The sequence below is a fragment of the Erwinia sp. 9145 genome, assembly GCF_000745075.1.
Lineage (GTDB): Bacteria > Pseudomonadota > Gammaproteobacteria > Enterobacterales > Enterobacteriaceae > Erwinia > Erwinia oleae.
In genome coordinates, this window is sequence record NZ_JQNE01000001.1 from 3,871,847 (window position 1) to 3,894,229 (window position 22,383).

Here is a 22,383-nt window from a genome sequence, read left to right on the forward strand (position 1 = left end):
GCGCAAAGGAGAGCAAATGGAGATGAGTAGCCTTTACCAACGTTATCAGGCGCTGAAGGCAGAGCAGCCGAAAACATATGCCCGCGACCTCGCTGGTCTGCTTGGCGTCAGTGAAGCGGAGCTGACCCAGGCCCGCACTCAGGATGATGCGGTGGCGCTGAGGCCCGATTTCACCGCACTGTTAGCGGCGCTGGAAGCGGTGGGCGAAACGAAATCCATTACCCGCAACGCGTATGCCGTGCATGAGCAGGTAGGACGTTATGAAAACTTACATCTGGGCGGACATGCCGGGCTGATCCTTAACCCACGCGCGCTGGACCAGCGCATTTTCCCTTCGCAATGGAAAAGTGTGTTTGCGCTGCTGGAGAAAACCGCGCGCGGCGATCGCCACAGCATTCAGATTTTCGATGCACACGGTGACGCCGTCCTGAAAATTTACGCCACGCCAGAAACCAATATGGCGGCCTGGCAGGCGCTGCTGGCAGCGTTCTCCGTCAAAGAGGCTTCTGCGCTGGCAGTGAGCCCGGCCCTGCCGGTGACGTATAACGAGCAGCCTGACCCCACGTTGATTGAACAAGAATGGCGCGCCATGACTGACGTACACCAGTTCTTCGGCCTGTTAAAGCGTCATAATATCTCCCGACAGCAGGCATTTCGCGCTGTTGCCAGCGATCTGGCGCAGAAAGTGGATAACAGCGCGCTGAGCGAGCTGCTGAAGCTGGCACAAAACGATGGCAATGAGATCATGATCTTCATTGGCAACCGTGGTTGCGTGCAGATCTTCACTGGCGTGGTGGAGAAGCTGATGCCGATGGAGAACTGGCTGAACATATTCAACGCAACGTTCACCCTGCATCTGATGGAAGATACCATCGCCGAGAGTTGGATAACCCGCAAATCAACGGCTAACGGTACGGTGACCAGCCTGGAACTCTTTGCTGCCGACGGTACGCAGATTGCCCAGTTGTACGGTCAGCGCACCGAAGGTGAACCGGAACAGGCCCGCTGGCGCGAACAGATTGCCATGCTGACAGGCGAAGGAGCTGCCGCATGAAAGCGTGGCTGATAGCATTGCTGGCGCTGCCTTTTTCGCTGATGGCGGAACAGCGTATAGTCTCAATTGGCGGCGACGTGACGGAAATCATTTACGCGCTGGATGCGCAACAGAGCCTGGTGGCGCGTGATTCCACCAGCCAGAAGCCTGCCGTGGCGATCAAACTGCCCGACGTTGGGTATATGCGCCAACTGAATGCGGAAGGGATCCTGGCGATGAAGCCCACACTGGTGATTGCCAGTGAGCTGGCTAAACCGTCGATTGCACTACAGCAGATTGAGCAGGCTGGCGTAAAGGTGGTGACGGTGACGGGGGAACCTTCACTGAGCGCCATCCATCAGAAAATTGCCAACATCGCCCGCACGCTGCACCGTGAAGAGCAGGGCAAATCTCTTGAAGCCAAAATTGACAGCCAGCTGTCCGGCGCGTCGAGCAAGCCGCTGCCGGTTAAGGTGCTTTATATCCTTAATCACTCCGGTATGAAGGCGATGGCCGCCGGAACGGATACCGCCGCAGATGGTGCGATCCGCAGCGCAGGTTTGCAGAACGCCATGGGCAACATTCGACACTATCAGGCGCTGACTCAGGAAGGCATTGTGGCGAGCGCCCCGCAGCTGGTGGTAATTGGCGAGGATGGGCTGAAGGCGATGGGTGACGAAAATAAAATCTGGCAGTTGCCTGGTCTGGCGCTGACGCCGGCGGGAAAAACCCGCAGCCTGCTGGTGGTGGATGAGATGTCGCTGCTGGGCTTTGGCCTACAGACCCCGGGCGCCATTGCCAAACTGCGTAAAGCAGCGGAAGCCGTAGCGCAATGAAAACGGTGAACGTGCAGCGCGGGTTGCTGGTGATGCTGGTACTGATGCTGGCGATGGTCGTGTTGGCCGCCAATATCGGCGCGATGCGACTGTCACTGCCTGTTGTCTGGCACGCCCCGTCTGACAGCATGATCCGGAAGATCTGGTGGACTATTCGTTTGCCGCGCGTTCTCCTGGCCGTGCTGGTGGGCGCCGCGCTGGCGCTCTCCGGCGCAATGATGCAGGGCCTGTTTCGCAACCCTCTGGCCGATCCCGGCCTGATGGGGATTAGCAGCGGTGCGTCGCTGATGCTGGCCTTTTCCATTGTTATTCCTGTGACGCTGCCCGCCGCGCTGGCGCTGTGGTGGCCGATGCTGGCCGCCTTTGCGGGCAGTATTGTGGTAACGGCGATCATTTTTATCCTCAGTCGCCACAGCAGCACCACTCTCTCCCGGCTGCTGCTGGCCGGAATTGCCATTAACGCTCTTTGCGGTGCGGCGGTTGGGATACTTTCGTGGCTCAGCAATGATCAGCAGCTGCGCCAGCTTTCACTTTGGGGAATGGGGTCGCTGGGGCAGGCGCAGTGGTCAACGGTGCTGGCCTGCGCCGCCGTGATCCTGCCCGCCATGCTGGCGACGCAATGGCAGGCCCGGCGGCTTAATTTACTGCAACTGGGTGATGAGGAAGCTCACTACCTTGGCGTGGATGTACGTCGTACCCATCGTATCCTGCTGGTACTCAGCGCGTTGATGGTTGCTGCCGCAGTGGCGGTGAGCGGAATCATTGGCTTTGTCGGGCTGGTGGTACCGCATCTGATCCGGCTGTGTATGGGCGGCGATCACCGCTGGCTGCTGCCGGGCGCGGCATTACTCGGTGCTATTCTGTTACTGCTGGCTGATACCATCGCCCGGACGATGGTGGCGCCGGCTGAAATGCCGGTGGGGCTGTTGACCAGCCTGCTGGGTGCTCCGTGGTTTTTATGGCTGATCCTGCGTCGCCAGGAAGGTCGATATGAGTAACGTTTTACAGGCAGTTGGCGTTTCTTATCGGGCCGGGCAGAGGCTGCTCATTGATGATGTGTCGTTGACGCTGCAACCGGGCGAGATGGTTTCTCTGATTGGTCCAAACGGCGCAGGAAAATCCACCTTACTGAGGATGCTGACCGGTTTTCTGCCAGCCAGTGAGGGGATGTGTATCCTTGGCGACCAGCGGATTGAATGCTGGCCGCGCGATCGGCTGGCGCGCAGCAGAGCGGTGATGCGTCAGCAGAGCCATATGGAATTTGCCGTACCGGTGAGGGACGTAGTGGCAATGGGCCGGGCGCCCTGGCCGGGGCGGCCCGGCCAGCGGATTATCGACGAAGTAATGCAGCTCACGGGCTGCGACGATCTGAATGAGCGCGACTACCGCCACCTTTCCGGAGGCGAACAGCAGCGGGTTCAGCTGGCGAGGGCGCTGGTGCAGCTGTGGCACACTGATGGCCCGCAGGGCTGGCTGTTTCTGGACGAGCCCACCTCCGCGCTGGATCTTTACCACCAGCAGCATGCATTAAGACTGCTGCATCAGCTTACCCGCAAGGGGCAGCTGACGGTATGTTGCGTACTGCACGACCTGAATCTGGCAGCGCTCTGGTCAGACAGAATATTGCTGCTGCATCAGGGCTCCCTGGTGGCCGCTGGCACGCCAGCAGAGGTGATGACCGAAGAGACGTTAACCCGCTGGTATCAGGCCGATCTACAGGTTCATCATCACAGCCAGGACGCGGTGCCGCAAATCGTCCTGCGGCGATAGGTTTTCGCCGTTATCATGCCGCCGCCAGACGCTGTTAATGAAAAACATATCTGTGCCACACGCGGTAATGGCAATTCATAAAGACGGCTTACGCGATGCTTAAGGGATTGACGTAATGCGTAGGTTGCGCAACGGTCAGGCCGCATCGTTTTTTTCGGCCGTTTCCGGGCGCCTGACGTTAACAAACACGCTCCTGCGTCGAAAACTTCCTCAACGAAGGAGCGTGCATCAGTGCAGACAGACCTTATTTCTTACCGTATTTTGCCTCAAGCGTCGCGAACCACGGCGCGATGAAGTCAGGCGATTCGCCCCAGCCCGGAATCACCTTATTCAGGCTGGCGACGTTTGCCGCACCGCCCAGCTGTGACTGCGAAATAGCCGCAGCCTTAAACTCGTAGGTGGCGGGCGTCGTTTCGCCGCCGATTTTGTTTGCGATCAGGCGCATATTAATGGCGCCAATCAGCTTGCTGTCCACCGCCACGGTCTGCTTCCACGGGCTGTCCTTCTGACGCATCAACTGAAGATCCTGATTCGATACGTCAATGCTGTAGAGCTTCACCTCGGTGCGACCATTCTCCTGTAGCGCTTTATACGCGCCCTGCGCGAACGCATCCCACGAGCCCCAAATGGCGTCGAGCTTGCCCTTTGGATATTTGGCGAGAATGGCGCCCACTTTGTTCGCGGTATCGCCCTGCACGTCAGACGAAACGGCGCCAACAGACTCCAGCTGATGAATACCCGGATTGGCCTTCAGTACCTTCTCATACACTACCTGGCGGCGTTCCATCGCCGGGAAACCCGCCACCCAGAGCTTAACAATATTGGCTTTACCATTGGTATCTTTCAGAAGCTGATCCAGCGAAAGCTGCGCCAGCGAGGCGTCATCCTGCGCGGTAACGGTCACGCCCTCCACCGACTGATTGACCGGCGTATCGAAGACGGAAACCTTAATGCCTGCGGCGGCGATGCGCTTCACCAGTTCGGTGGAGTAAGGATCTTTGCCGTGCGACAGAATGATGCCGTCATATTTCTGACTGATGGCCTGGTTCACAAAGTCCTGAAAACGCGCGTCGTCGCCGTTGCTCAGAAAGGTGCTGACCTTAAAGCCCAGCTTGCGTCCCTGCTGGATCGCACCGGCAACAAACTGGGTGGTGTTGTCATCCGATCCCAGATTGCGGATCACCGCGACGCGCACCGGGCCGTCATGACCGGCAATGGCTTTCGGCACGGCGGCAGAGGGTTCGGCAAACGCCGGCGCGATGGAAAGCAGGCAGAGCGCCATTGGTAGTAGTTTTTTCATTATTATCATTCCCCGTAAAGTGGCTTGCGCCGTCAGCGCGTCTCTATCGACGCTGTATGTAAGTCATTGCCAGCGCAACGGCCAGCACCAGACCTTTAATGATATCCATCGCGTAGTAAGGCACAGAGAGCATCACCAGCCCGTTCTGTAATACGCCAAGGATCACCGCGCCCAGCAGCGTGCCGAGCGCGTTGGGCTTGCCCGCCCCGGCCAGCGACAGGCCGATCCACGCGGCGGCGACCGCATCCATCAGATAACCGCCGCCGGCATTAACCTGCGATGAGCCAATACGCGATGCCAGCAGAATGCCGCCCAGCCCTGCCAGCAATGAGGCGATAACATAGGCCAGCACGCGATAGCGATGGGTGCGAATCCCCGAAAGCCTTGCCGCCTCCGGATTGCCGCCGATAGCGTACATGCGGCGGCCATGTTTAGTGAGCGACAGCCCGAGCTGCGCCACCGCGGTCACCACCAGCATAACGATCACAATAATGGGCACCTGGCCAAGCAGTGAAAAGCCCGCCGGAATGGTGCCTTCCGCCATGTCGCCGCTCGGCAGCACCATGTTTTCCGTAATCGATCCGCCGAAGCTCCAGGTCATCGCCACGCCCTGCACGATAAACAGGCTGGCAAGGGTGGCCAGCATGTCGGGAATTTTCAGGATGACGATCAGAAAAGCGTTAAACAGGCCGATCAGCATGCAGAGCGCGAGGGTGATCAGGATTGCCTGCGTGGTGCCGAAGCCATACCAGACGAACAGCGAGATCACCAACGCGTTCGCCAGCGAAGCGGTTGAACCCACCGACAGATCGAAGCCGCCAATGGTCAGCGAGATGGATACGCCGATGGCGATCACCGTGACAATGGCGATCGAGCGCAGAATATTAATGATGTTGTTCGGTTCAAGAAAGCTGTCCGACGCCAGGCCAAATGCGGCAATCAGCGCCACCACCGTCAGCAGCATGCCCCACTTATAGAGGAAGTCGAAGATCTGATGGCGCAGCGACGGCGCAGCGTTTATAGAGAGTTCTTTGCTGCTCACGCAGGTGTTCCTCCGGTGGAATAAAGTAGAAGCGTCTCTTCGTCGGTCTGGCTCGCAGCGACTTCCGCCACGATGCGACCATCCCAGAGCACGCAGATGCGATCGCACAGGCCGATCAGTTCGGCGAATTCGCCGGAGGCGTAAATAACGCCTTTTCCTTCGCGGGCCAGTCCGTCAATCAGTTCGAACAGATCGGTTTTGGCTTTGACGTCGACGCCTTTGGTTGGCTCATCAAAGATCAGCACGTCCGCGTCGTTGCGCAGCCACTTGCCGATAGCCACTTTTTGCTGATTGCCGCCCGACAGGCGACGTAGCTGCTGCTGCGGCCCGGTCGTGCGCACGCCCAGCTTTTGGATAACCTCTTCCGCCCAGCGCCGGGCCTGACGATGATCGAACAGGCTCCAGCGGGAAAAGCTGTTATCGGCGGTGACGCTGAGGTTCATCGCCACCGACTCTTCGATAAAAATGCCCTCTTTGCGCCGTTCTTCCGGGATCAGCGCCAGGCGGTTTTCTACTGACCGATGCGGCGAGCGCGGTTTCCACGGCCTGCCGTGCAGTTCGCCGCGCGTGATACGGCTACGGCTGGCACCGAACAGCGCTTTGCAGAGTTCAGTTTTCCCGGCACCCGCCAGTCCGGCAATGCCGAGGACTTCCCCTTTGCGCAGCGTCAGTGAGATATCGCGAAGAAGATGCTCGTCGTGCAGCCCCTGAACGTTGAGCAGCGTGTCGGCGCTGAACGGCGGACGTCGCGGCGGGTAGATATCGTCCAGCCGATGTCCCAGCATCTTCTCAACAATTTGCTCGCCGCTGAGCTGCGCCATCGGTACGCTTTCCACCAGGCGGCCGTCGCGCAGCACCGTCAGCCGGTCACAGATTTCACGCAGCTCGTGAATGCGGTGCGAGATAAACACCACGCCGATACCGCTGCGTTGCAGGCGGCGTACGACGGCAAATAAGCGCTCACTTTCATGCTGATCCAGCGGCGCGGTGGGCTCATCAAGAATTAAAAAACGGCAGTGGTGCGACAGCGCGCGCGCCAGCAAAATTTGCTGCTTCTCTGCCAGCGAGCAGCGGTCAACCGCGCGCCGCAGATCCAGCGAGACATCAAGCTGGGCCAGCAGCGCGCCCGCCTGACGACGGATTTCGCTCCAGCGCCAGAGCTGGCCGCCCTCCGCGAGTCGATCCAGCATGATGTTTTCCGCGACGCTGAGCGTTGGCACCAGCGCCACATCCACCTCCTGCTGTACAAGGTGTATGCCGAGCCGTTTGGCATCGCGCGGCGAACGGATCTCCACCGGCTGGCCGTCGAGCAAAATGGTGCCGCTGTAGTGCCCGTATGCACCGGACAGCACCGCCATCAGCGTCGACTTGCCCGCACCGTTGGCACCGGTCAGCGCATGCACCGACTGCCCTTCAAGACTGAAATCGACGCCGGAAAGCGCGTTAAAACCGCCAAACGCGATGGAGATTTGACGCATTTCTAAGCGGTTGGCCGCATTCACAGGTGCGTCTCCTCTGGCAGATGAAAGATCGTTGTCCCGCATTTTTTATTGGAAGCGCGTGGCTGACAACGAACGAAAGCGCATAAGCTAACACAAAAAAGTATTAGCCATACAGACGTCCAGGCGTTTAAGCGGTTAACGCTGTGTTACAGGCAGGCCGTAGCAGAAACACGTGTTTAACAGATAAATCGGAGTCTTTCATTTCGCAGGAAGGAGAAGCGGCAGTAAAAATATCAGGTTCAGGCAAAAAAAACCGGCGAACGCTGTCGCCGGTTGAGGTCAGTGAGACGCTTATTTTGCTGCGGCGAAACGCGCTGCGGCTTCGTCCCAGTTCACTACTTCCCAGAACGCCTTGATATAGTCAGGGCGTTTGTTCTGATATTTCAGGTAGTAAGCATGTTCCCATACGTCCAGACCGATAACAGGCGTACCGGACGCGCCAGAAACGGCTTCGCCCATCAGCGGGCTGTCCTGGTTGGCCGTAGAGACGACAGCCAGCTTGTCGCCCTTCTTAACCAGCCATGCCCAGCCGGAACCGAAACGGGTGGCAGCCGCTTTCTCAAACTCTTCTTTGAATTTTTCTACAGAGCCGAAATCACGCTCGATAGCCGCTTTCAGTTCGCCGCCCAGCGTGGTGCCGGTTTTCAGCCCTTTCCAGAAGAAGCTGTGGTTAGAGTGGCCGCCTGCGTTATTGCGCAGCACGGTTTTCTTGTCGGCAGGTACCTGATCCAGTTTGGCGATCAGCTCGTCAACCGGCAGATCGGCGAATTCGGTGCCTTCCAGCGCGGCGTTCGCATTGTTTACGTAGGTCTGGTGGTGTTTGGTGTGATGGATTTCCATCGTCTGCTTGTCGAAATGCGGTTCCAGTGCGTCGTATGCGTAAGGCAAGGATGGCAGTGAATAACTCATGTTCATCATCTCCATTTAATGTTGGGCGGCGCTTTCTGTTAGCGCCACGTAAGCAGTCGGATCATTATAGTTAAATAAACTCGCTCTAAAAGGTTTATCAATGCCCCGACGTTGGTAAGGGTTTAGCTGACGCCTTTTATCAGAACAATCGCACAGCTTCTATACTGGTTAATGAACCTTAACAGTGGAGAAGACTATGTCCGTTAACGCGATACCCCCTGAACACGCTGCAACAGAGAAAGTGGTGACCGCTTTTCTCGAACAACTTAACGGTGCCGGTAACCCGCCCGTCAATTCGCTCTCTCCGGATCAGGCCCGACAGGTTCTTACCGATGCGCAAAAATCCGTACCGGTTGACTTAAGTGGTATTGAAGAGAGTGAACAGACCGTCACGCTCAGCGGGCAGGATGTGCTGTTGAATATTGTGCGCCCCGCTGGCAAGCAGAATGAAACCCTGCCGGTTTTCATGTTCTTCCACGGCGGCGGGTGGATCCTGGGTGATTATTTTACCCACAAACGTCTGGTGCGCGACCTGGTGGTGCTGAGCGGTGCCGCAGCCGTTTTTGTCAATTACACGCCTTCACCGGAAGCACATTATCCGGTAGCCATCAATCAGGCGTACCAGGCAACGCAATGGGTGGCAGAAAACGGGCAGAGCCTGCTGCTGGACGGCTCCCGCCTTGCGGTGGTCGGGAACAGCGTAGGCGGCAATATGTCTGTTGTGGTCAGCTTACTGGCAAAACGTAATGGTTCCCCGCGTATTTCTTTTCAGGGACTGTTGTGGCCCGTCACCAACGCAAGCTTTGATAATGAATCCTACCAGCGCTTTCCCGAAGGGTATTTTCTCACCCGCGACATGATGAAATGGTTCTGGGATGCCTACACCACCGATCCCGGAGAACGGGCTGAAATTACCGCGTCTCCGCTTGGCGCAGACAAAGCAGAACTGGCCGGCCTGCCGCCAACCCTGATTCAGGTGGCTGAGTTTGATGTTTTGCGCGACGAAGGCGAACAGTTTGCACAAAAACTCGACCAGGCCGGCGTAGAAGTAAGCTGCGTTCGCTACAACGGAATGATCCATGACTGGGGATTACTGAATCCGCTGGCGAAGTCGCCCGGCACGCAGGCGGCACTGCGTCAGATGGCAGGCGAACTGAAAAAATATCTGAAAATATGATCCGTTGCTACCCATCCGGTTTCAATAAAGAAGAGGTAAATGCGCCCCGCGGGGGCGCCTGAATTATCTATCCTTAAGATTATTCTCCTGAAGCCAGGTACGGATGGCCTCAATATGTTCTTCTTTACGCTCAAGCGGCAACCAGTGCCCGGCGGGCATATTCAGCACGGTAAGATCTGCGCAGGCTGCGCGCATCGGATCGCCCTGGTGATTTCCGGTAATGCTACAGATTTGATCCCAGTCGCCATTAATAAACAGTACCGGCTGTGACAAACGTCCACCGTTGGGCGCCTTTCGCGCGTAAGCCACGTTAGCGTCATCGTTCAAATACCAGGCACAGGGCGGTCTGAAGCCATGTGAATGAAACGCCTCTGCCAGCACGTCGAAATCCGCTGGCGGCCAGAGGGCCGGATCGGGGTCGACAGGCGGTGCGCGGTGCGCGGTGCCAAAGCGCCCTCCGTTACGCGACACCACGGCATTCGGCGAAACCTTACCAACGGCATCCCGCGTACCCGACCGAAAGATCGATGCCAACGATGCTGACTTGTCTGCATCAAGATCGGCCACCGCCGCCTCGAAATGGGTCGTGTAGTAGCGATAATAGTCCCACTGACCATCCGGATACTGGTCTGCCGGATAAATTTCCCGGTCCACCAGCGGCACGAGGGTGGGAAGCGCATTTGCGTCAGGAAAATAGGCCAGCGAAGTGAGTACCACACCGCGACTGCGCCAGGGGTGGTGTGCGGTTAATTGACCCGCCACAACGCTTCCCCAATCATGACCAACCCAGATCGCTGGCCCGCCGCCAAGGTGATCATGCAGTTCAGTCATATCTGTCACCACATTTTCAATGGTGTAAGCAGCCTCGTCTTCAGGCCGGGACGAACCCCCATAACCCCGCAGATCGGGGGCAATGCAACGCCAGCCCTCTGCGGCGAATGCGTCCATCTGTGCCCGCCACATCAGGCTGATACCCGGCCAGCCGTGCAGAAAGAAAATCAGCGGCGCGTCAGCCTGGCCACATGTCAGGTAGTGCGTGGTGTGCCGGGCCGAACGATAATACTGCGGCACGATAAAATCCGTCGCGCCAGGTACAAAAAAAGCCATACGCGTACTCCTTATGAAATGAAAATCTGCCCTCAACGCCCGTCGGTCACAGTGAGCCCCTACCTGGAAAGGCTGCACACTTTAAAGTCATTCTTACCTTAGATATAATGAATGAGTTATTCCATACGGAAATTAATGTTTCAGATATCATCATATGAATATATCCAACAATCTTGATCCCACCTTGCTGCGGGTATTTATTGCCGTATGCCAATATGGCAGTTTAAGCCGGGCGGCGGCGGAATCCGGCCGCGCCCAGTCAGCCCTCAGTGCCCAAATCATTCGCCTTGAAGAGCTGCTGGGTGTACGTCTTCTCCACCGTACCGGACGCGGCGTGCGACCAACGGCAGAGGGAGAGATGTTTTTGTCCTACGCACGCCGAATTATTTCTTTGGGGGAAGAAGCCGTCCTCCAGTTGCAAAGCTGGTCAGAAACCGGAACGGTCAGCGTAGGCATTCCGGAGAACCACGCGCTTATGGTGCTCCCCGATGCCCTCTCCCGAATACGGCAGTTGTTACCCGGCATGCATGTGCGCATTGTGGTGGATTACGACGAGAGGATAGCCGCCGGATGGCAGAGCGGAAATTTCGATATTGCCATTGGCGCAACACAGTTTTTCAGCACAAAGCCCGAGAAAAGTTGGCTGTCCCGCCCCTGCTGGGTGTGCTCAACGGACCACGCGCCCGACACGAATCAGCCTCTGCCGCTTATCGTTTACGGCGAAACCTGCTATATGCGAAAAATGATGCTGCACGCACTTTCCGATGCGGGGCTCGAATACAGAATCGTGCTGACCAGTTCAAATATGAGCGCCATTTCTGCCGCCGTTGAAAGCGGCCTGGGGATCGCGCTCGTTGCGCCGGATATATTCAGACAGAGTACGATGAAAAAACTGTGTCTGCCGGTTCCCGAACTCAGTCTCAGCTACGGCATGTACGTCACACCCCGCCGAACGGCAGTCGTCAGAGCGGTACTGGAAATCCTGGACAGGTATTTTTATTGAATCTTACGGTCAACCCAACACCAGCACCTTTGACGACGCATGGTGGATATTGACGTTCATCGTCAACAAGCCTGCCTCCTCAAGACGAGCGAACCCGGCATCGGCGTCCAAAAGCGGGTAAGGGAAATAAAGTCCGTCGGGCGGTATTGGCTGCTGATGAAAGCCAAAGGCCCGGTAGTTTTTAACAATCATCGCCACACCCAGGAAAAACCTCACACCAGCCGCTGCGGATGCGTGTAGATCGTCGCGCGGCCAGGTTTACTGAAGCCCACCAGGGTCAGATTGCTGCGCCGGGCCACCTCTACCGCCAGGCGCGTGGCGGCGGAAACGGCAAACAGGATCTCCACGCCGCACATGGCGGACTTTTGTACCATCTCATAGCTGGCGCGACTGGAAACCAGCACGGCGCCCTGCTGCCAGCCAGGCTGCCTGCTCCTGGCGCCTAACAGTTTATCCAGCGCCACGTGCCTGCCGACGTCTTCATAGCCGCCCGTGAGATTGCCATCGGGCATTATCCACGCCGCCGCGTGGGTGCAGCCGGTCAGCTCGCCCACGGGCTGAAAACGTTTAAGCTGAGACAATGCCCGATCAAGCTGCGCCAGCGCGAAGGTCTGGCTGAAGGGCAACGGCGCGATGGGTTTACCAATTTCACCCAGTTGATCCACGCCGCAGACGCCGCAGCCGGTGCGGCCCGCCATGGCGCGTCGCTGGGTTTTCAGCGCCGCAAAGCGTCGGCTGGAGAGCTCAATCTGCACTTCAATGCCACCGCAGGCGTGGACGACATCCATGCCATAAATATCGCCAGGCGACGCGATAATTCCTTCCGACAGTGAAAAGCCGAGCGCAAACGCCTCCAAATCCTTTGGCGTGGTCATCATCACCACGTGAGAGATACCGTTATAGACCAGCGCAACCGGCACTTCGTCCGCCAGCCAGTCGTTTTCAGGCGCGTCAAGTGCGGCGCGCGTCCACACCGGCAACTGACCCGCTCCTGCGATCTCACTCACATTCTGGAAACATTCACTTTTATCGTTCACTAATTAACCTGTTGTTTACATCGACCCTATAGTAATTATGGTATTATGCCGATTACATAGGTTCAGCGATGTAAGTAATTCTGAACCTCTGCGCGTTTTACCGCAAAAAAATAATTAAGCAATGTCGAAACAGGATTTATAGCCATGAATGTCAGCAGAAGAAGCTTCTTCAAGATCTGCGCTGGGGGAATGGCAGGAACGACGGCGGCGATGCTGGGCTTTGCCCCAGCCGCTGCGCTGGCGGAGACGCGGCAGTACAAGCTACTGCGCGCCCGTGAAATACGTAATACCTGCACCTACTGCTCCGTCGGCTGCGGGCTGTTAATGTACAGCCTTGGCGATGGCGCTAAAAACGCAAAAGAGTCTATTTTTCATATCGAAGGCGACCCGGATCACCCGGTCAGTCGTGGCGCGCTTTGTCCGAAAGGCGCAGGCCTTATCGATTTCATTCATAGCGAAAGCCGGCTGAAGTATCCTGAATATCGTGCGCCAGGATCGGATAAATGGCAGCGCATTAGCTGGGAAGATGCATTTTCACGCATTGCCCGCCTGATGAAAGCGGATCGCGACGCCAACTTTATCGAAAAAAATAAAGACGGCGTCACCGTCAACCGCTGGCTGAGCAGCGGAATGCTGTGCGCCTCGGCTTCCAGCAACGAAACCGGTTATTTAACACAGAAATTTACCCGTTCGCTCGGCATGCTTGCCGTCGACAACCAGGCGCGCGTCTGACACGGACCAACGGTAGCAAGTCTTGCTCCAACATTTGGTCGCGGTGCGATGACCAACCACTGGGTTGATATTCGAAATGCGAACTTAATTATTGTGATGGGCGGTAACGCCGCTGAAGCGCATCCGGTTGGATTCCGCTGGGCGATGGAAGCCAAAATTCACAATAAGGCGAAACTGATCGTTATCGATCCGCGCTTTACGCGCACCGCATCGGTAGCCGACTTTTATACGCCCATCCGCTCCGGCACCGACATCGCTTTCCTGTCGGGCGTACTGCTGTACCTGATCAGCAACGAAAAAATCCAGCGTGAATACGTTGAGGCGTATACCAACGCCAGCCTGATCGTGCGTGACGATTACCACTTCGAAGACGGCCTGTTCAGCGGCTACAAGGAAGAGGTTCGCAACTACGATAAAACGTCCTGGCACTATGAACTGGATGAAAACGGCTATGCCAAACGCGACGACACGCTCAGCCATCCGCGCTGCGTGTGGAACCTGCTGAAAGAGCACGTCAGCCGCTATACGCCTGATGTGGTTGAGTCGATCTGCGGCACGCCAAAAGCAGACTTCCTGTATGTCTGCGAACTGCTGGCCGAAACCAGCGCGCCCGATCGCACCGCATCGTTCCTGTATGCGCTGGGCTGGACGCAACACTCCGTGGGCGCGCAGAACATTCGCACCATGGCGATGGTTCAGCTGCTGTTGGGGAATATGGGCATGGCGGGCGGCGGCATCAACGCCCTGCGCGGCCACTCCAATATCCAGGGGCTGACCGACCTTGGCCTGCTGTCGCAGAGCCTGCCGGGCTACCTGAGCCTGCCGGCCGAGAAGCACCCCGATCTGGAGACCTATTTTGCCGCCAACACGCCGCGGGCGCTGCTGCCGGACCAGGTCAACTACTGGAGCAACTATCCCAAGTTCTTTATCAGCCTGATGAAAGCGTTCTATGGCGATAAAGCGCAGAAGGAGAACAGTTGGGGCTTTGACTGGCTGCCGAAATGGGACAAAAACTACGACGTTTTGCAGTACTTCGAGATGATGTCTCAGGGCAAAGTGAACGGCTATTTATGCCAGGGATTTAACCCGCTTGCCTCCTTCCCGAATAAAAATAAGGTGGTGAAGGCGCTGTCTAAACTGAAGTTTTTGGTGACTATCGATCCGCTGCTCACCGAAACCTCCAATTTCTGGCAGAACCACGGCGAGTTTAACGATGTCGATCCGTCGACGATTCAGACCGAAGTGTTCCGCCTGCCGTCAACCTGCTTTGCGGAAGAGAACGGCTCAATCGTCAACTCCGCCCGCTGGTTGCAGTGGCACTGGAAGGGCGCAGACGGTCCTGGCGAATCGCGCAATGATGGCGAGATCATCGCTGGTATCTTCCTGAAACTGCGTGAAATGTACGCCAGCGAAGGCGGCGCGCTGCCGGAGCAGGTGCTGAACATGAGCTGGAACTATCTGACGCCGGATAACCCGGCGTCGGAAGAGGTCGCCATGGAAAGCAACGGCAAAGCGCTGGCCGATATCGTTGACGATAAAGGCGTGGTGCTGGCGAAGAAAGGCCAGCAGCTCGGCACTTTCGCACATCTGCGCGACGACGGCTCGACCTCCAGCGGCTGCTGGATCTTCGCCGGGAGCTGGACGCCTGACGGCAACCAGATGGCGCGCCGCGACAACACCGACCCTTCCGGTCTGGGCAATACCCTGAACTGGTCATGGGCATGGCCGCTTAACCGCCGCATTCTGTACAACCGCGCTTCGGCCGATCCGCAGGGCAAACCGTGGGATCCGAAACGCGAACTGATGCGCTGGAACGGCACGAAGTGGGCCGGGCAGGATATCCCGGACTACAGCACCGCCGCGCCGGGCAGCGGCGTCGGACCGTTCATTATGCAGCCGGAAGGCATGGGGCGTCTGTTCGCTATTGATAAAATGGCGGAGGGCCCGTTCCCTGAGCACTACGAGCCGTTTGAAACGCCGATCGGCACCAACCCGCTGCACCCGAACGTTGTCTCAAACCCGGCGGCGCGCATCTTCCAGGACGATCTGGCCGCGCTGGGCAAAGCGGATAAGTTCCCGTATGTCGGCACCACCTATCGTCTGACCGAGCACTTCCACTACTGGACCAAGCACGCGAAGCTCAACGCCATCGCGCAGCCGGAGCAGTTTGTGGAGATCGGCGAAGGGCTGGCTGGCAAGTTGGGCATCGTGCAGGGCGACACCGTTAAGGTCAGCTCCAACCGTGGCTATATCAAGGCGAAAGCGGTGGTCACCAAGCGTATCCGTACCCTGACGGTACAGGGTAAACCGGTGGATACCATTGGTATTCCGATTCACTGGGGCTTTGAGGGCGCAGCGAAAAAAGGCTTTATTGCCAATACGCTGACGCCGTTCGTCGGTGACGCCAACACGCAAACGCCGGAATTTAAAGCCTTCCTGGTGAACGTGGAAAAGGCCTAGCGGAGAGAAAATATGACTTATCAGTCACAGGATATTATCCGTCGCTCCGCGACAAACGGCTTCACGCCCGCGCCTCAGGCAAGGGACCACCAACAGGAAGTGGCGAAGCTGATTGATGTTACCACCTGCATCGGCTGCAAAGCCTGTCAGGTGGCCTGCTCGGAATGGAATGACATTCGGGACGAGGTCGGTCACAACGTCGGGGTTTATGATAACCCGGCCGACCTGACCGCCAAATCCTGGACGGTAATGCGCTTTTCCGAGGTGGAAGAGCACGGCAAACTGGAATGGCTGATCCGCAAGGATGGCTGCATGCACTGCGCCGATCCGGGCTGCCTGAAGGCGTGTCCGTCCGAAGGCGCAATTATTCAGTATGCTAACGGCATTGTCGACTTCCAGTCAGAGCAGTGCATCGGCTGCGGCTACTGTATCGCAGGTTGCCCTTTTGACGTGCCGCGCCTCAATAAAGAGGATAACCGCGTCTATAAGTGCACGCTGTGCGTCGATCGTGTCGCCGTCGGTCAGGAACCTGCCTGCGTGAAAACCTGCCCGACCGGCGCAATCCACTTTGGCAGCAAAGAGGATATGAAAAACGTCGCGGCGGAGCGCGTGAGCGAACTGAACAGCCGCGGTTATGAAAACGCCGGACTGTACGATCCGTCAGGCGTTGGCGGCACGCATGTGATGTATGTGCTGCATCATGCCAACAAACCGCAGCTGTACCACGGTCTGCCAGAGAATCCGACCATCAGCCCGGCCGTCACCTTCTGGAAAGGCATCTGGAAACCGCTGGCCGCCATCGGTTTTGCGGCAACCTTTGCCGCCAGCGTCTTCCACTACGTCGGCATCGGGCCGAACCGGGTGGAAGAAGGGGATGAAGACGACCTGCACGATGATAAGGAGGAGCGGTAATGAAAAAGCGTCATCACAACCGCATTCAGCGCTACAGCGCGCCGGAGCGTATTAACCACTGGATCGTGGCATTCTGCTTTGTACTTGCCGCGCTCAGCGGGCTGGGGTTCTTTTTCCCATCCTTTAACTGGTTAATGCATGTGCTGGGCACGCCGCAGCTGGCGCGCATTCTGCATCCGTTTGTCGGCGTCATCATGTTTGTGGCTTTTCTGCTGATGTTTTTCCGCTACTGGAAATACAATTTCGTCGATCGTGAAGACGTGATTTGGGCAAAAAACATCCACAAAGTCATCCAAAACGAGGAAGTCGGCGACATCGGACGCTATAATCTGGGGCAGAAGTGCGTGTTCTGGGCGGCGATCGCCAGCCTGGTGCTGCTGCTGGCAAGCGGCGTGGTTATCTGGCGGCCTTACTTCGCGGGTGCGTTTCCTGTTCCGGTGATTCGCCTGGCGCTGCTTGTTCATTCGGTGGCAGCCGTCGGGTTAATCATTGTCATCATGGTTCACGTTTACGCGGCGCTTTGGGTGAAAGGCTCAATCACCGCGATGGTGGAAGGCTGGGTCACCACCGCCTGGGCGAAAGAGCACCATCCACGCTGGTACCGCGCTGTTCGCGCCCGGCAAACGATAAAACAGGAAAAACGTCCCTGATGAGTATTCGCATAATCCCGCAAGATGAGCTGGAGAAAAGCGACAGAAAAACGGCGGAGATCATTCCGCCGTTACTTTTCCCAAGGCTGAAAAATTTATACAGCCGCCGCGCCGCGCGTTTACGGCAGCTGGCGGAGAAAAATCCGCTGGGCGACTATTTACGCTTCACCGCCGTGATCGCCAGCGCACAGGAGATTGTGCTGTACGATCACCCGTTGCAGATGGATTTACATGCCAGGCTGGTGGAAACCGCGCGTCAGGGCAAGCCGCCGCTGGATATTCATACGCTGCCGCGCGATACGCACTGGCAGCGGCTGCTGCACTCGTTGATTGCGGAACTGAAACCGGAGATGACCGGCCAGGCGCTGGCGGTGCTGGAAAACCTGGAAAAAGCGTCCGCACAGGAGCTGGAAGCCATGGCTTCCGCGCTGTTCGATAACGATTTTGCCCGCGTCAGCAGTGATAAAGCGCCGTTTATCTGGGCCGCGCTCTCAGTTTACTGGGCGCAGATGGCCGCGTTAATCCCCGGCAAGGCGCGCGCGGAGTATGGCGAACAGCGGCAGTTCTGCCCGGTTTGCGCCAGCGTGCCGGTGACCAGCATTGTCCATATGGGCACGCAGCACGGCGGCTTACGCTACCTGCACTGCAACCTGTGTGAGAGCGAGTGGTACGTGGTGCGCTCAAAATGCACCAACTGCGAGCAAACGCGCGATCTGCACTACTGGTCGCTCGACAGCGAAACCGCGCCGGTCAAAGCGGAAAGCTGCGGCGACTGCGGCACCTATCTCAAGATGCTCTATCAGGAGAAAGATCCGGCGGTAGAGCCGGTGGCGGACGATCTCGCCTCGCTGGTGCTGGATGCGCGTATGGAGCAGGAGGGCTTCTCTCGCAGTAGCCTCAATCCCTTCCTCTTTCCGGGGGAGTAACCCAACCACGCTTGTTTCAGGTAACATTATCCGCAGGCCGGTTTATCCGGCCGCTTCAGGAGAAATCGTAATATGAAACTGATCGGCAGCTATACCAGCCCCTTTGTGCGGAAAATTTCGGTGATCATGCTGGAAAAAGGCATCACCTTTGAATTTATTAACGCCTCGCCGTGGACGGACGACAGCCCGGTGCCGCAGCACAATCCGCTGGGAAAAATCCCCGCGCTGGTCACGCCCGACGGCACCTGGTATGAATCGCATATCATTGCCAACTTCCTGGAACAGATGGATATTGCCCCGGCGCTCATTCCCCGCGACAAACTGGCCGCGCTGAAGGTGCTTCAGCTCCAGGCACTGGCGGACGGCATTGGCGATGCGGCGGTGATCCTGGTGCGTGAAAGCATGCGTCCGGCAGAAAAACAGCTTGAAGAACAGCTGATCCGCCAGCGTGAAAAAATCCTGCGTGGACTTGATGTGCTGGAGGCCGCCGCCGCCAAAGGCGAGGTGTTGAACAGTGACACGCTGAACGTCGCCGACATTGCGACCGCCTGCCTGATCGGCTTTTTGAATTTTCGCCGCGTGGTGCCGGGCTGGTGCGTCAACCGCCCCGCGCTGGTTAAACTAACGGAAAAAATGTTTGCCCGTGAAAGTTTTGCCCGCACCACGCCACCTTCGCCCTGATACCATTAACCCATGAATGCACTCTTCAGCCAGCTTCCCGCCGTTGACAGCCTGCTCCGCGATCCCGCAATGGCAGGCCTGCTCTCTCTTTATGGTCATCAGCACGTTACCGGCACGTTACGCGCCCTCCAACAGGAGGCGCGGGAGAGCATCCTGACGCGTCAACAGCTTCCTGACTGGTGTGCCGACTGGCCGCAGGCCACATCGCAGCGGCTGGCGCACCAGCAACGCACCGCGCTGCGTCCGGTTTTCAATCTGACCGGCACCGTGCTGCACACCAACCTCGGGCGTGCGCTGCTGAGCGAAAGCGCAATTGCGGCGGTGACCAGCGCGATGCGCTCGCCGGTTACGCTGGAGTACGCGCTTGACGAAGCGGAGCGCGGTCATCGCGATCGCGCCATTGCCCGGCTACTGTGCCGGCTCACCGGGGCGGAAGATGCCTGCATCGTTAACAATAATGCGGCGGCGGTGCTGCTGATGCTGGCCGCGCTGGCGCCGGGAAAAGAGGTGGTGGTCTCGCGCGGCGAACTGGTGGAGATCGGCGGCGCGTTTCGTATTCCTGACGTTATGACGCAGGCAGGCTGCCGTCTGGCGGAAGTGGGCACCACTAACCGTACGCACCTGAAAGATTACCGTCAGGCGGTGAACGAACAGACCGCGCTGTTGATGAAGGTGCACACCAGCAATTATCAGATCCAGGGCTTCACGAAATCGGTCAGCGAGCAGGAGCTGGCCGCGCTGGGCACCGAACTGAACCTGCCGGTTATCAGCGATCTCGGCAGCGGTTCGTTAATCGACCTGAGCGAATATGGCCTGCCTGCTGAACCCATGCCGCAAAACCTGCTGGCGGCCGGCGTCAGCCTGGTGAGCTTTTCCGGCGACAAGCTGCTCGGCGGCCCGCAGGCCGGTATTATCGTCGGTAAAAAAGCACTGATCGACCGTCTGCAACAGCATCCGCTGAAGCGCGCGCTACGCGTTGATAAAATGGTGCTGGCGGCGCTTGAGGCCACGCTTAAGCTCTATCTGCACCCGGAAAAACTGAAGGAACAACTGCCGACGCTGCGCCTGTTAACCCGTCCGCCCGAAGACATAGCGCAGCAGGCGGAACGGCTGCTGCCGCAGCTTGACGCACGCTTCGGTGAGCAATTTTCGCTGGCGATTACCCCCTGTTCATCGCAAATCGGTAGCGGTTCGCTGCCGGTCGATCGTCTGCCCAGTGTGGCGATAACCTTTACGCCGCGCGACGGACGCGGCGGCACGCTCGCCAGCCTTTCCACCCGCCTGCGCCAGGCCGCAGTACCGGTAATTGGTCGCGCTCAGGCGGGACAACTCTGGCTGGATCTGCGCTGCCTTCAGGACGAATCACTGTTTATGGAGGTGCTGACCGCATGATTATCGCCAGCGCTGGCCATGTCGATCATGGCAAAACCGCTCTGCTTCAGGCTATTACCGGCGTGAATGCTGACCGTCTGCCGGAGGAGAAGGCGCGCGGCATGACCATCGACCTCGGTTATGCCTACTGGCCGCAGCCGGACGGACGGGTTATTGGCTTTATCGATGTGCCGGGCCATGAAAAATTTCTCAGCAATATGCTTTGCGGCACCGGCGGGCTGGATCATGCGCTGCTGGCGGTGGCGGCAGACGACGGCGTCATGCCGCAAACCCGCGAGCATCTGGCGATTTTGCAGCTGAGCGGGCGACCACCGCTCACCGTTGCGATCACCAAAGCGGATCGCGTGGATGCGACGCGCCTTGAAGAGGTCAACGAACAGATACGGACGCTGACCCTCCTGCTGGGCTGGTCGGATATCGCCATTTTTATTACCAGCGCCACGGCGGGCACCGGCATCGAACCGCTTGCCGCGCATCTCAGCCAGCTACCGGAGCGTGACATCACGCTGGATCGTCCTTTCCGCCTGGCAATCGATCGGGCGTTTACCGTTAAAGGCGCGGGCGTGGTGGTAACCGGCACCGCGCTTGGCGGTCAGGTTCGCGTGGGTGACAGACTGTGCCTGAGCAGCAGCGAGAAGCGCGTACGCGTGCGCGGCCTGCACGCGCAGAACCAGCCGACCGATTGGGCGCGAGCGGGTCAGCGTATTGCGTTAAATATCAGCGGCGATATTGAAAAAAGCGACCTGTCGCGCGGCGACTGGCTGCTGGCTGAGAAGCCGGACGCGCCCGTCGATCGGGTGATTGTGGCGCTGGAGCAGCACCAGCCGTTAAAACAGGGACAGTCTTTGCATCTGCACCACGCCGCCAGCCACGTTACCGGACGCGTTTCGTTGCTGGACAGCGACCTCGCCGAACTGATCCTCGACACGCCTCTCTGGCTGGCGGACAACGATCGGCTGATCCTGCGCGATATTAACGCGCGCGAAACCCTTGCCGGTGCGCGAGTGATCCAGCTGTGGCCGAAAAAACGCGGCAAACGTCAGCCGGACTACCTGGCCTGGCTGCATGCGTTAGCAGAAGCGAACGAGGAACACCAGACGCTGTCGCTGCTGCTTCAGCGGCCGATGCGCGTCAGCGATCTCGCCTGGACACGACAGCTCACCGTCACGGCGCTTGAAGCAGCTACGGCGGCGCTTCAGCCGGTCAAAGCAGATCGTTACCTTCTGCTGCCCGAAACGGCAATCGCCTGGCAGCAGAAGGTGCTCAGTACACTTGGAGCCTGGCATCAGGACAACGGCGACCGCCCCGGCCTGGGGCGTGAACGCCTGCGTCGCGTTACCCTTCCGGACCAGCCGGAAGAGGTTGGATTAACGCTGATTGACCTGTTAACGGAGCAGGGCCGGCTCAGCAATAATCGTGGCTGGCTGCATCTGCCCGGCTTTATGATGCGTTTTGAAGCGGACGAACAGGCGCTTTGGCAGCGCGCGGAGCCGCTGTTTGCCGATGAGGCCTGGTGGGTGCGGGATATCGCAACGTCGCTCAACGCTGAAGAAGCGCTGACAAGGCGCACGCTGCGTAAGGCTGCACAGGCGGGACTGATCGTCGCCATTGTGAAAGATCGCTATTTTTCCGGCGATCGTATGCAGCAGTTCGCCGATCTGATCCGATCGCGCGCCGCCGGGGGCGAAAGCACCAGTGCGGCAGACTTCCGCGATCGGCTCGGCATTGGCCGCAAACTGGCGGTACAGATTCTGGAGTTCTTCGACCGCAGCGGATTTACCCGCCGTAAAGGTAATGCGCATCTGCTGCGCGATGAGCGGCAGTTTGAGTAAGCGTGGCGTGAAGACATATGCATGCAGAAGTTGAGTTATTACTCTTCAACGTACGCCGTTGCAAAACAGTTACTGCGACCAT

Annotated in this window: 20 protein-coding genes; 13 read left to right on the top strand and 7 right to left on the bottom strand. The window is 58.1% G+C overall.

Annotation, left to right across the window (positions count from 1 at the left end):
* Positions 1-22: 22 nt before the first annotated feature.
* The 4 genes from FA91_RS18215 to FA91_RS18230 are packed head-to-tail and all read left to right on the top strand — an operon-like array spanning position 23 to position 3,639.
* The gene (locus FA91_RS18215) at positions 23-1,054 is read left to right on the top strand and encodes a hemin-degrading factor (RefSeq protein WP_034919544.1); all 1,032 of its coding nucleotides are present in this window, start codon (positions 23-25) and stop codon (positions 1,052-1,054) included.
* Positions 1,051-1,869 carry an ABC transporter substrate-binding protein gene (locus FA91_RS18220; RefSeq protein ID WP_034918062.1) on the top strand — a complete coding sequence of 273 codons (819 nt, stop codon included), beginning with the start codon at positions 1,051-1,053 and terminating at the stop codon, positions 1,867-1,869. Before FA91_RS18215 ends, FA91_RS18220 begins: the two co-directional genes overlap by 4 nt.
* Complete coding sequence (locus tag FA91_RS18225) at positions 1,866-2,867, top strand: iron ABC transporter permease (RefSeq protein ID WP_034918063.1); 1,002 nt, start codon at positions 1,866-1,868, stop codon at positions 2,865-2,867. Before FA91_RS18220 ends, FA91_RS18225 begins: the two co-directional genes overlap by 4 nt.
* On the top strand, positions 2,860-3,639 hold the full coding sequence (locus FA91_RS18230; RefSeq protein WP_034918065.1) for a heme ABC transporter ATP-binding protein: 780 nt from the start codon (positions 2,860-2,862) through the stop codon (positions 3,637-3,639). The genes FA91_RS18225 and FA91_RS18230 overlap by 8 nt, the downstream gene beginning before the upstream one ends.
* Before the next feature lie 244 nt (positions 3,640-3,883).
* Here the strand turns inward: FA91_RS18230 and FA91_RS18235 are convergent, their stop codons facing one another.
* The 4 genes from FA91_RS18235 to sodA all read right to left on the bottom strand — a co-directional run bounded on the left by FA91_RS18235 (position 3,884) and on the right by sodA (position 8,392).
* A complete protein-coding gene (locus tag FA91_RS18235; RefSeq protein ID WP_034918066.1) occupies positions 3,884-4,939 on the bottom strand; it encodes a sugar ABC transporter substrate-binding protein in 1,056 nt (351 codons plus the stop codon).
* Between the two features lie 43 nt (positions 4,940-4,982).
* Entirely contained in the window at positions 4,983-5,981 is a 999-nt protein-coding gene (locus tag FA91_RS18240) for an ABC transporter permease (RefSeq protein ID WP_034918069.1), read from the bottom strand.
* Positions 5,978-7,483: a sugar ABC transporter ATP-binding protein gene (locus FA91_RS18245; RefSeq protein WP_034918071.1), complete on the bottom strand. Its 1,506-nt coding sequence runs from the start codon at positions 7,481-7,483 to the stop codon at positions 5,978-5,980. Before FA91_RS18245 ends, FA91_RS18240 begins: the two co-directional genes overlap by 4 nt.
* A 291-nt stretch (positions 7,484-7,774) precedes the next feature.
* Entirely contained in the window at positions 7,775-8,392 is a 618-nt protein-coding gene (gene sodA, locus FA91_RS18250; RefSeq protein ID WP_034919546.1) for a superoxide dismutase [Mn], read from the bottom strand.
* 196 nt (positions 8,393-8,588) lie between these two features.
* Here sodA and FA91_RS18255 point away from each other — a divergent pair, with 196 nt between their 5' ends.
* Positions 8,589-9,569 (top strand): alpha/beta hydrolase, encoded by a 981-nt coding sequence (locus FA91_RS18255; protein ID WP_034918073.1) that lies wholly within the window; start codon positions 8,589-8,591, stop codon positions 9,567-9,569.
* Positions 9,570-9,632: 63 nt separating this feature from the next.
* Here FA91_RS18255 and FA91_RS18260 read toward each other — a convergent pair whose 3' ends face one another.
* Entirely contained in the window at positions 9,633-10,676 is a 1,044-nt protein-coding gene (locus FA91_RS18260; protein ID WP_051937305.1) for an alpha/beta hydrolase, read from the bottom strand.
* A gap of 154 nt (positions 10,677-10,830) precedes the next feature.
* Between FA91_RS18260 and FA91_RS18265 the strand changes: the two genes are divergently transcribed.
* Positions 10,831-11,679, top strand: coding sequence for a LysR family transcriptional regulator (locus FA91_RS18265; RefSeq protein WP_034918075.1), 849 nt, complete (start codon positions 10,831-10,833; stop codon positions 11,677-11,679).
* A 9-nt stretch (positions 11,680-11,688) separates the two neighbouring features.
* On the opposite strand, the gene FA91_RS18270 is transcribed toward FA91_RS18265, so the two are convergent.
* Positions 11,689-11,895, bottom strand: coding sequence for a hypothetical protein (locus FA91_RS18270; protein ID WP_034918078.1), 207 nt, complete (start codon positions 11,893-11,895; stop codon positions 11,689-11,691).
* On the bottom strand, positions 11,892-12,716 hold the full coding sequence (gene fdhD / locus FA91_RS18275) for a formate dehydrogenase accessory sulfurtransferase FdhD (RefSeq protein ID WP_072032323.1): 825 nt from the start codon (positions 12,714-12,716) through the stop codon (positions 11,892-11,894). The genes FA91_RS18270 and fdhD overlap by 4 nt, the downstream gene beginning before the upstream one ends.
* A gap of 144 nt (positions 12,717-12,860) precedes the next feature.
* On the opposite strand from fdhD, the gene fdnG reads away from it, so the two are divergent.
* The 7 genes from fdnG to selB all read left to right on the top strand — a co-directional run bounded on the left by fdnG (position 12,861) and on the right by selB (position 22,301).
* The gene (gene fdnG, locus FA91_RS18285) at positions 12,861-15,908 is read left to right on the top strand and encodes a formate dehydrogenase-N subunit alpha (protein ID WP_152601433.1); all 3,048 of its coding nucleotides are present in this window, start codon (positions 12,861-12,863) and stop codon (positions 15,906-15,908) included.
* Positions 15,909-15,920: 12 nt separating this feature from the next.
* Positions 15,921-16,820: a formate dehydrogenase subunit beta gene (gene fdxH / locus FA91_RS18290; RefSeq protein ID WP_034918083.1), complete on the top strand. Its 900-nt coding sequence runs from the start codon at positions 15,921-15,923 to the stop codon at positions 16,818-16,820.
* Positions 16,820-17,470, top strand: coding sequence for a formate dehydrogenase cytochrome b556 subunit (fdoI, locus tag FA91_RS18295; protein ID WP_034918084.1), 651 nt, complete (start codon positions 16,820-16,822; stop codon positions 17,468-17,470). The genes fdxH and fdoI overlap by 1 nt, the downstream gene beginning before the upstream one ends.
* Positions 17,470-18,396, top strand: a complete 927-nt coding sequence (gene fdhE / locus FA91_RS18300) for a formate dehydrogenase accessory protein FdhE (protein WP_034918086.1) — start codon at positions 17,470-17,472, stop codon at positions 18,394-18,396. Before fdoI ends, fdhE begins: the two co-directional genes overlap by 1 nt.
* A gap of 72 nt (positions 18,397-18,468) precedes the next feature.
* Positions 18,469-19,077, top strand: a complete 609-nt coding sequence (locus tag FA91_RS18305) for a glutathione S-transferase (RefSeq protein WP_034918088.1) — start codon at positions 18,469-18,471, stop codon at positions 19,075-19,077.
* 12 nt (positions 19,078-19,089) lie between these two features.
* Positions 19,090-20,469 carry an L-seryl-tRNA(Sec) selenium transferase gene (selA, locus tag FA91_RS18310; RefSeq protein ID WP_034918090.1) on the top strand — a complete coding sequence of 460 codons (1,380 nt, stop codon included), beginning with the start codon at positions 19,090-19,092 and terminating at the stop codon, positions 20,467-20,469.
* Positions 20,466-22,301 carry a selenocysteine-specific translation elongation factor gene (selB, locus tag FA91_RS18315; RefSeq protein ID WP_034918092.1) on the top strand — a complete coding sequence of 612 codons (1,836 nt, stop codon included), beginning with the start codon at positions 20,466-20,468 and terminating at the stop codon, positions 22,299-22,301. The genes selA and selB overlap by 4 nt, the downstream gene beginning before the upstream one ends.
* Positions 22,302-22,383: the final 82 nt, after the last annotated feature.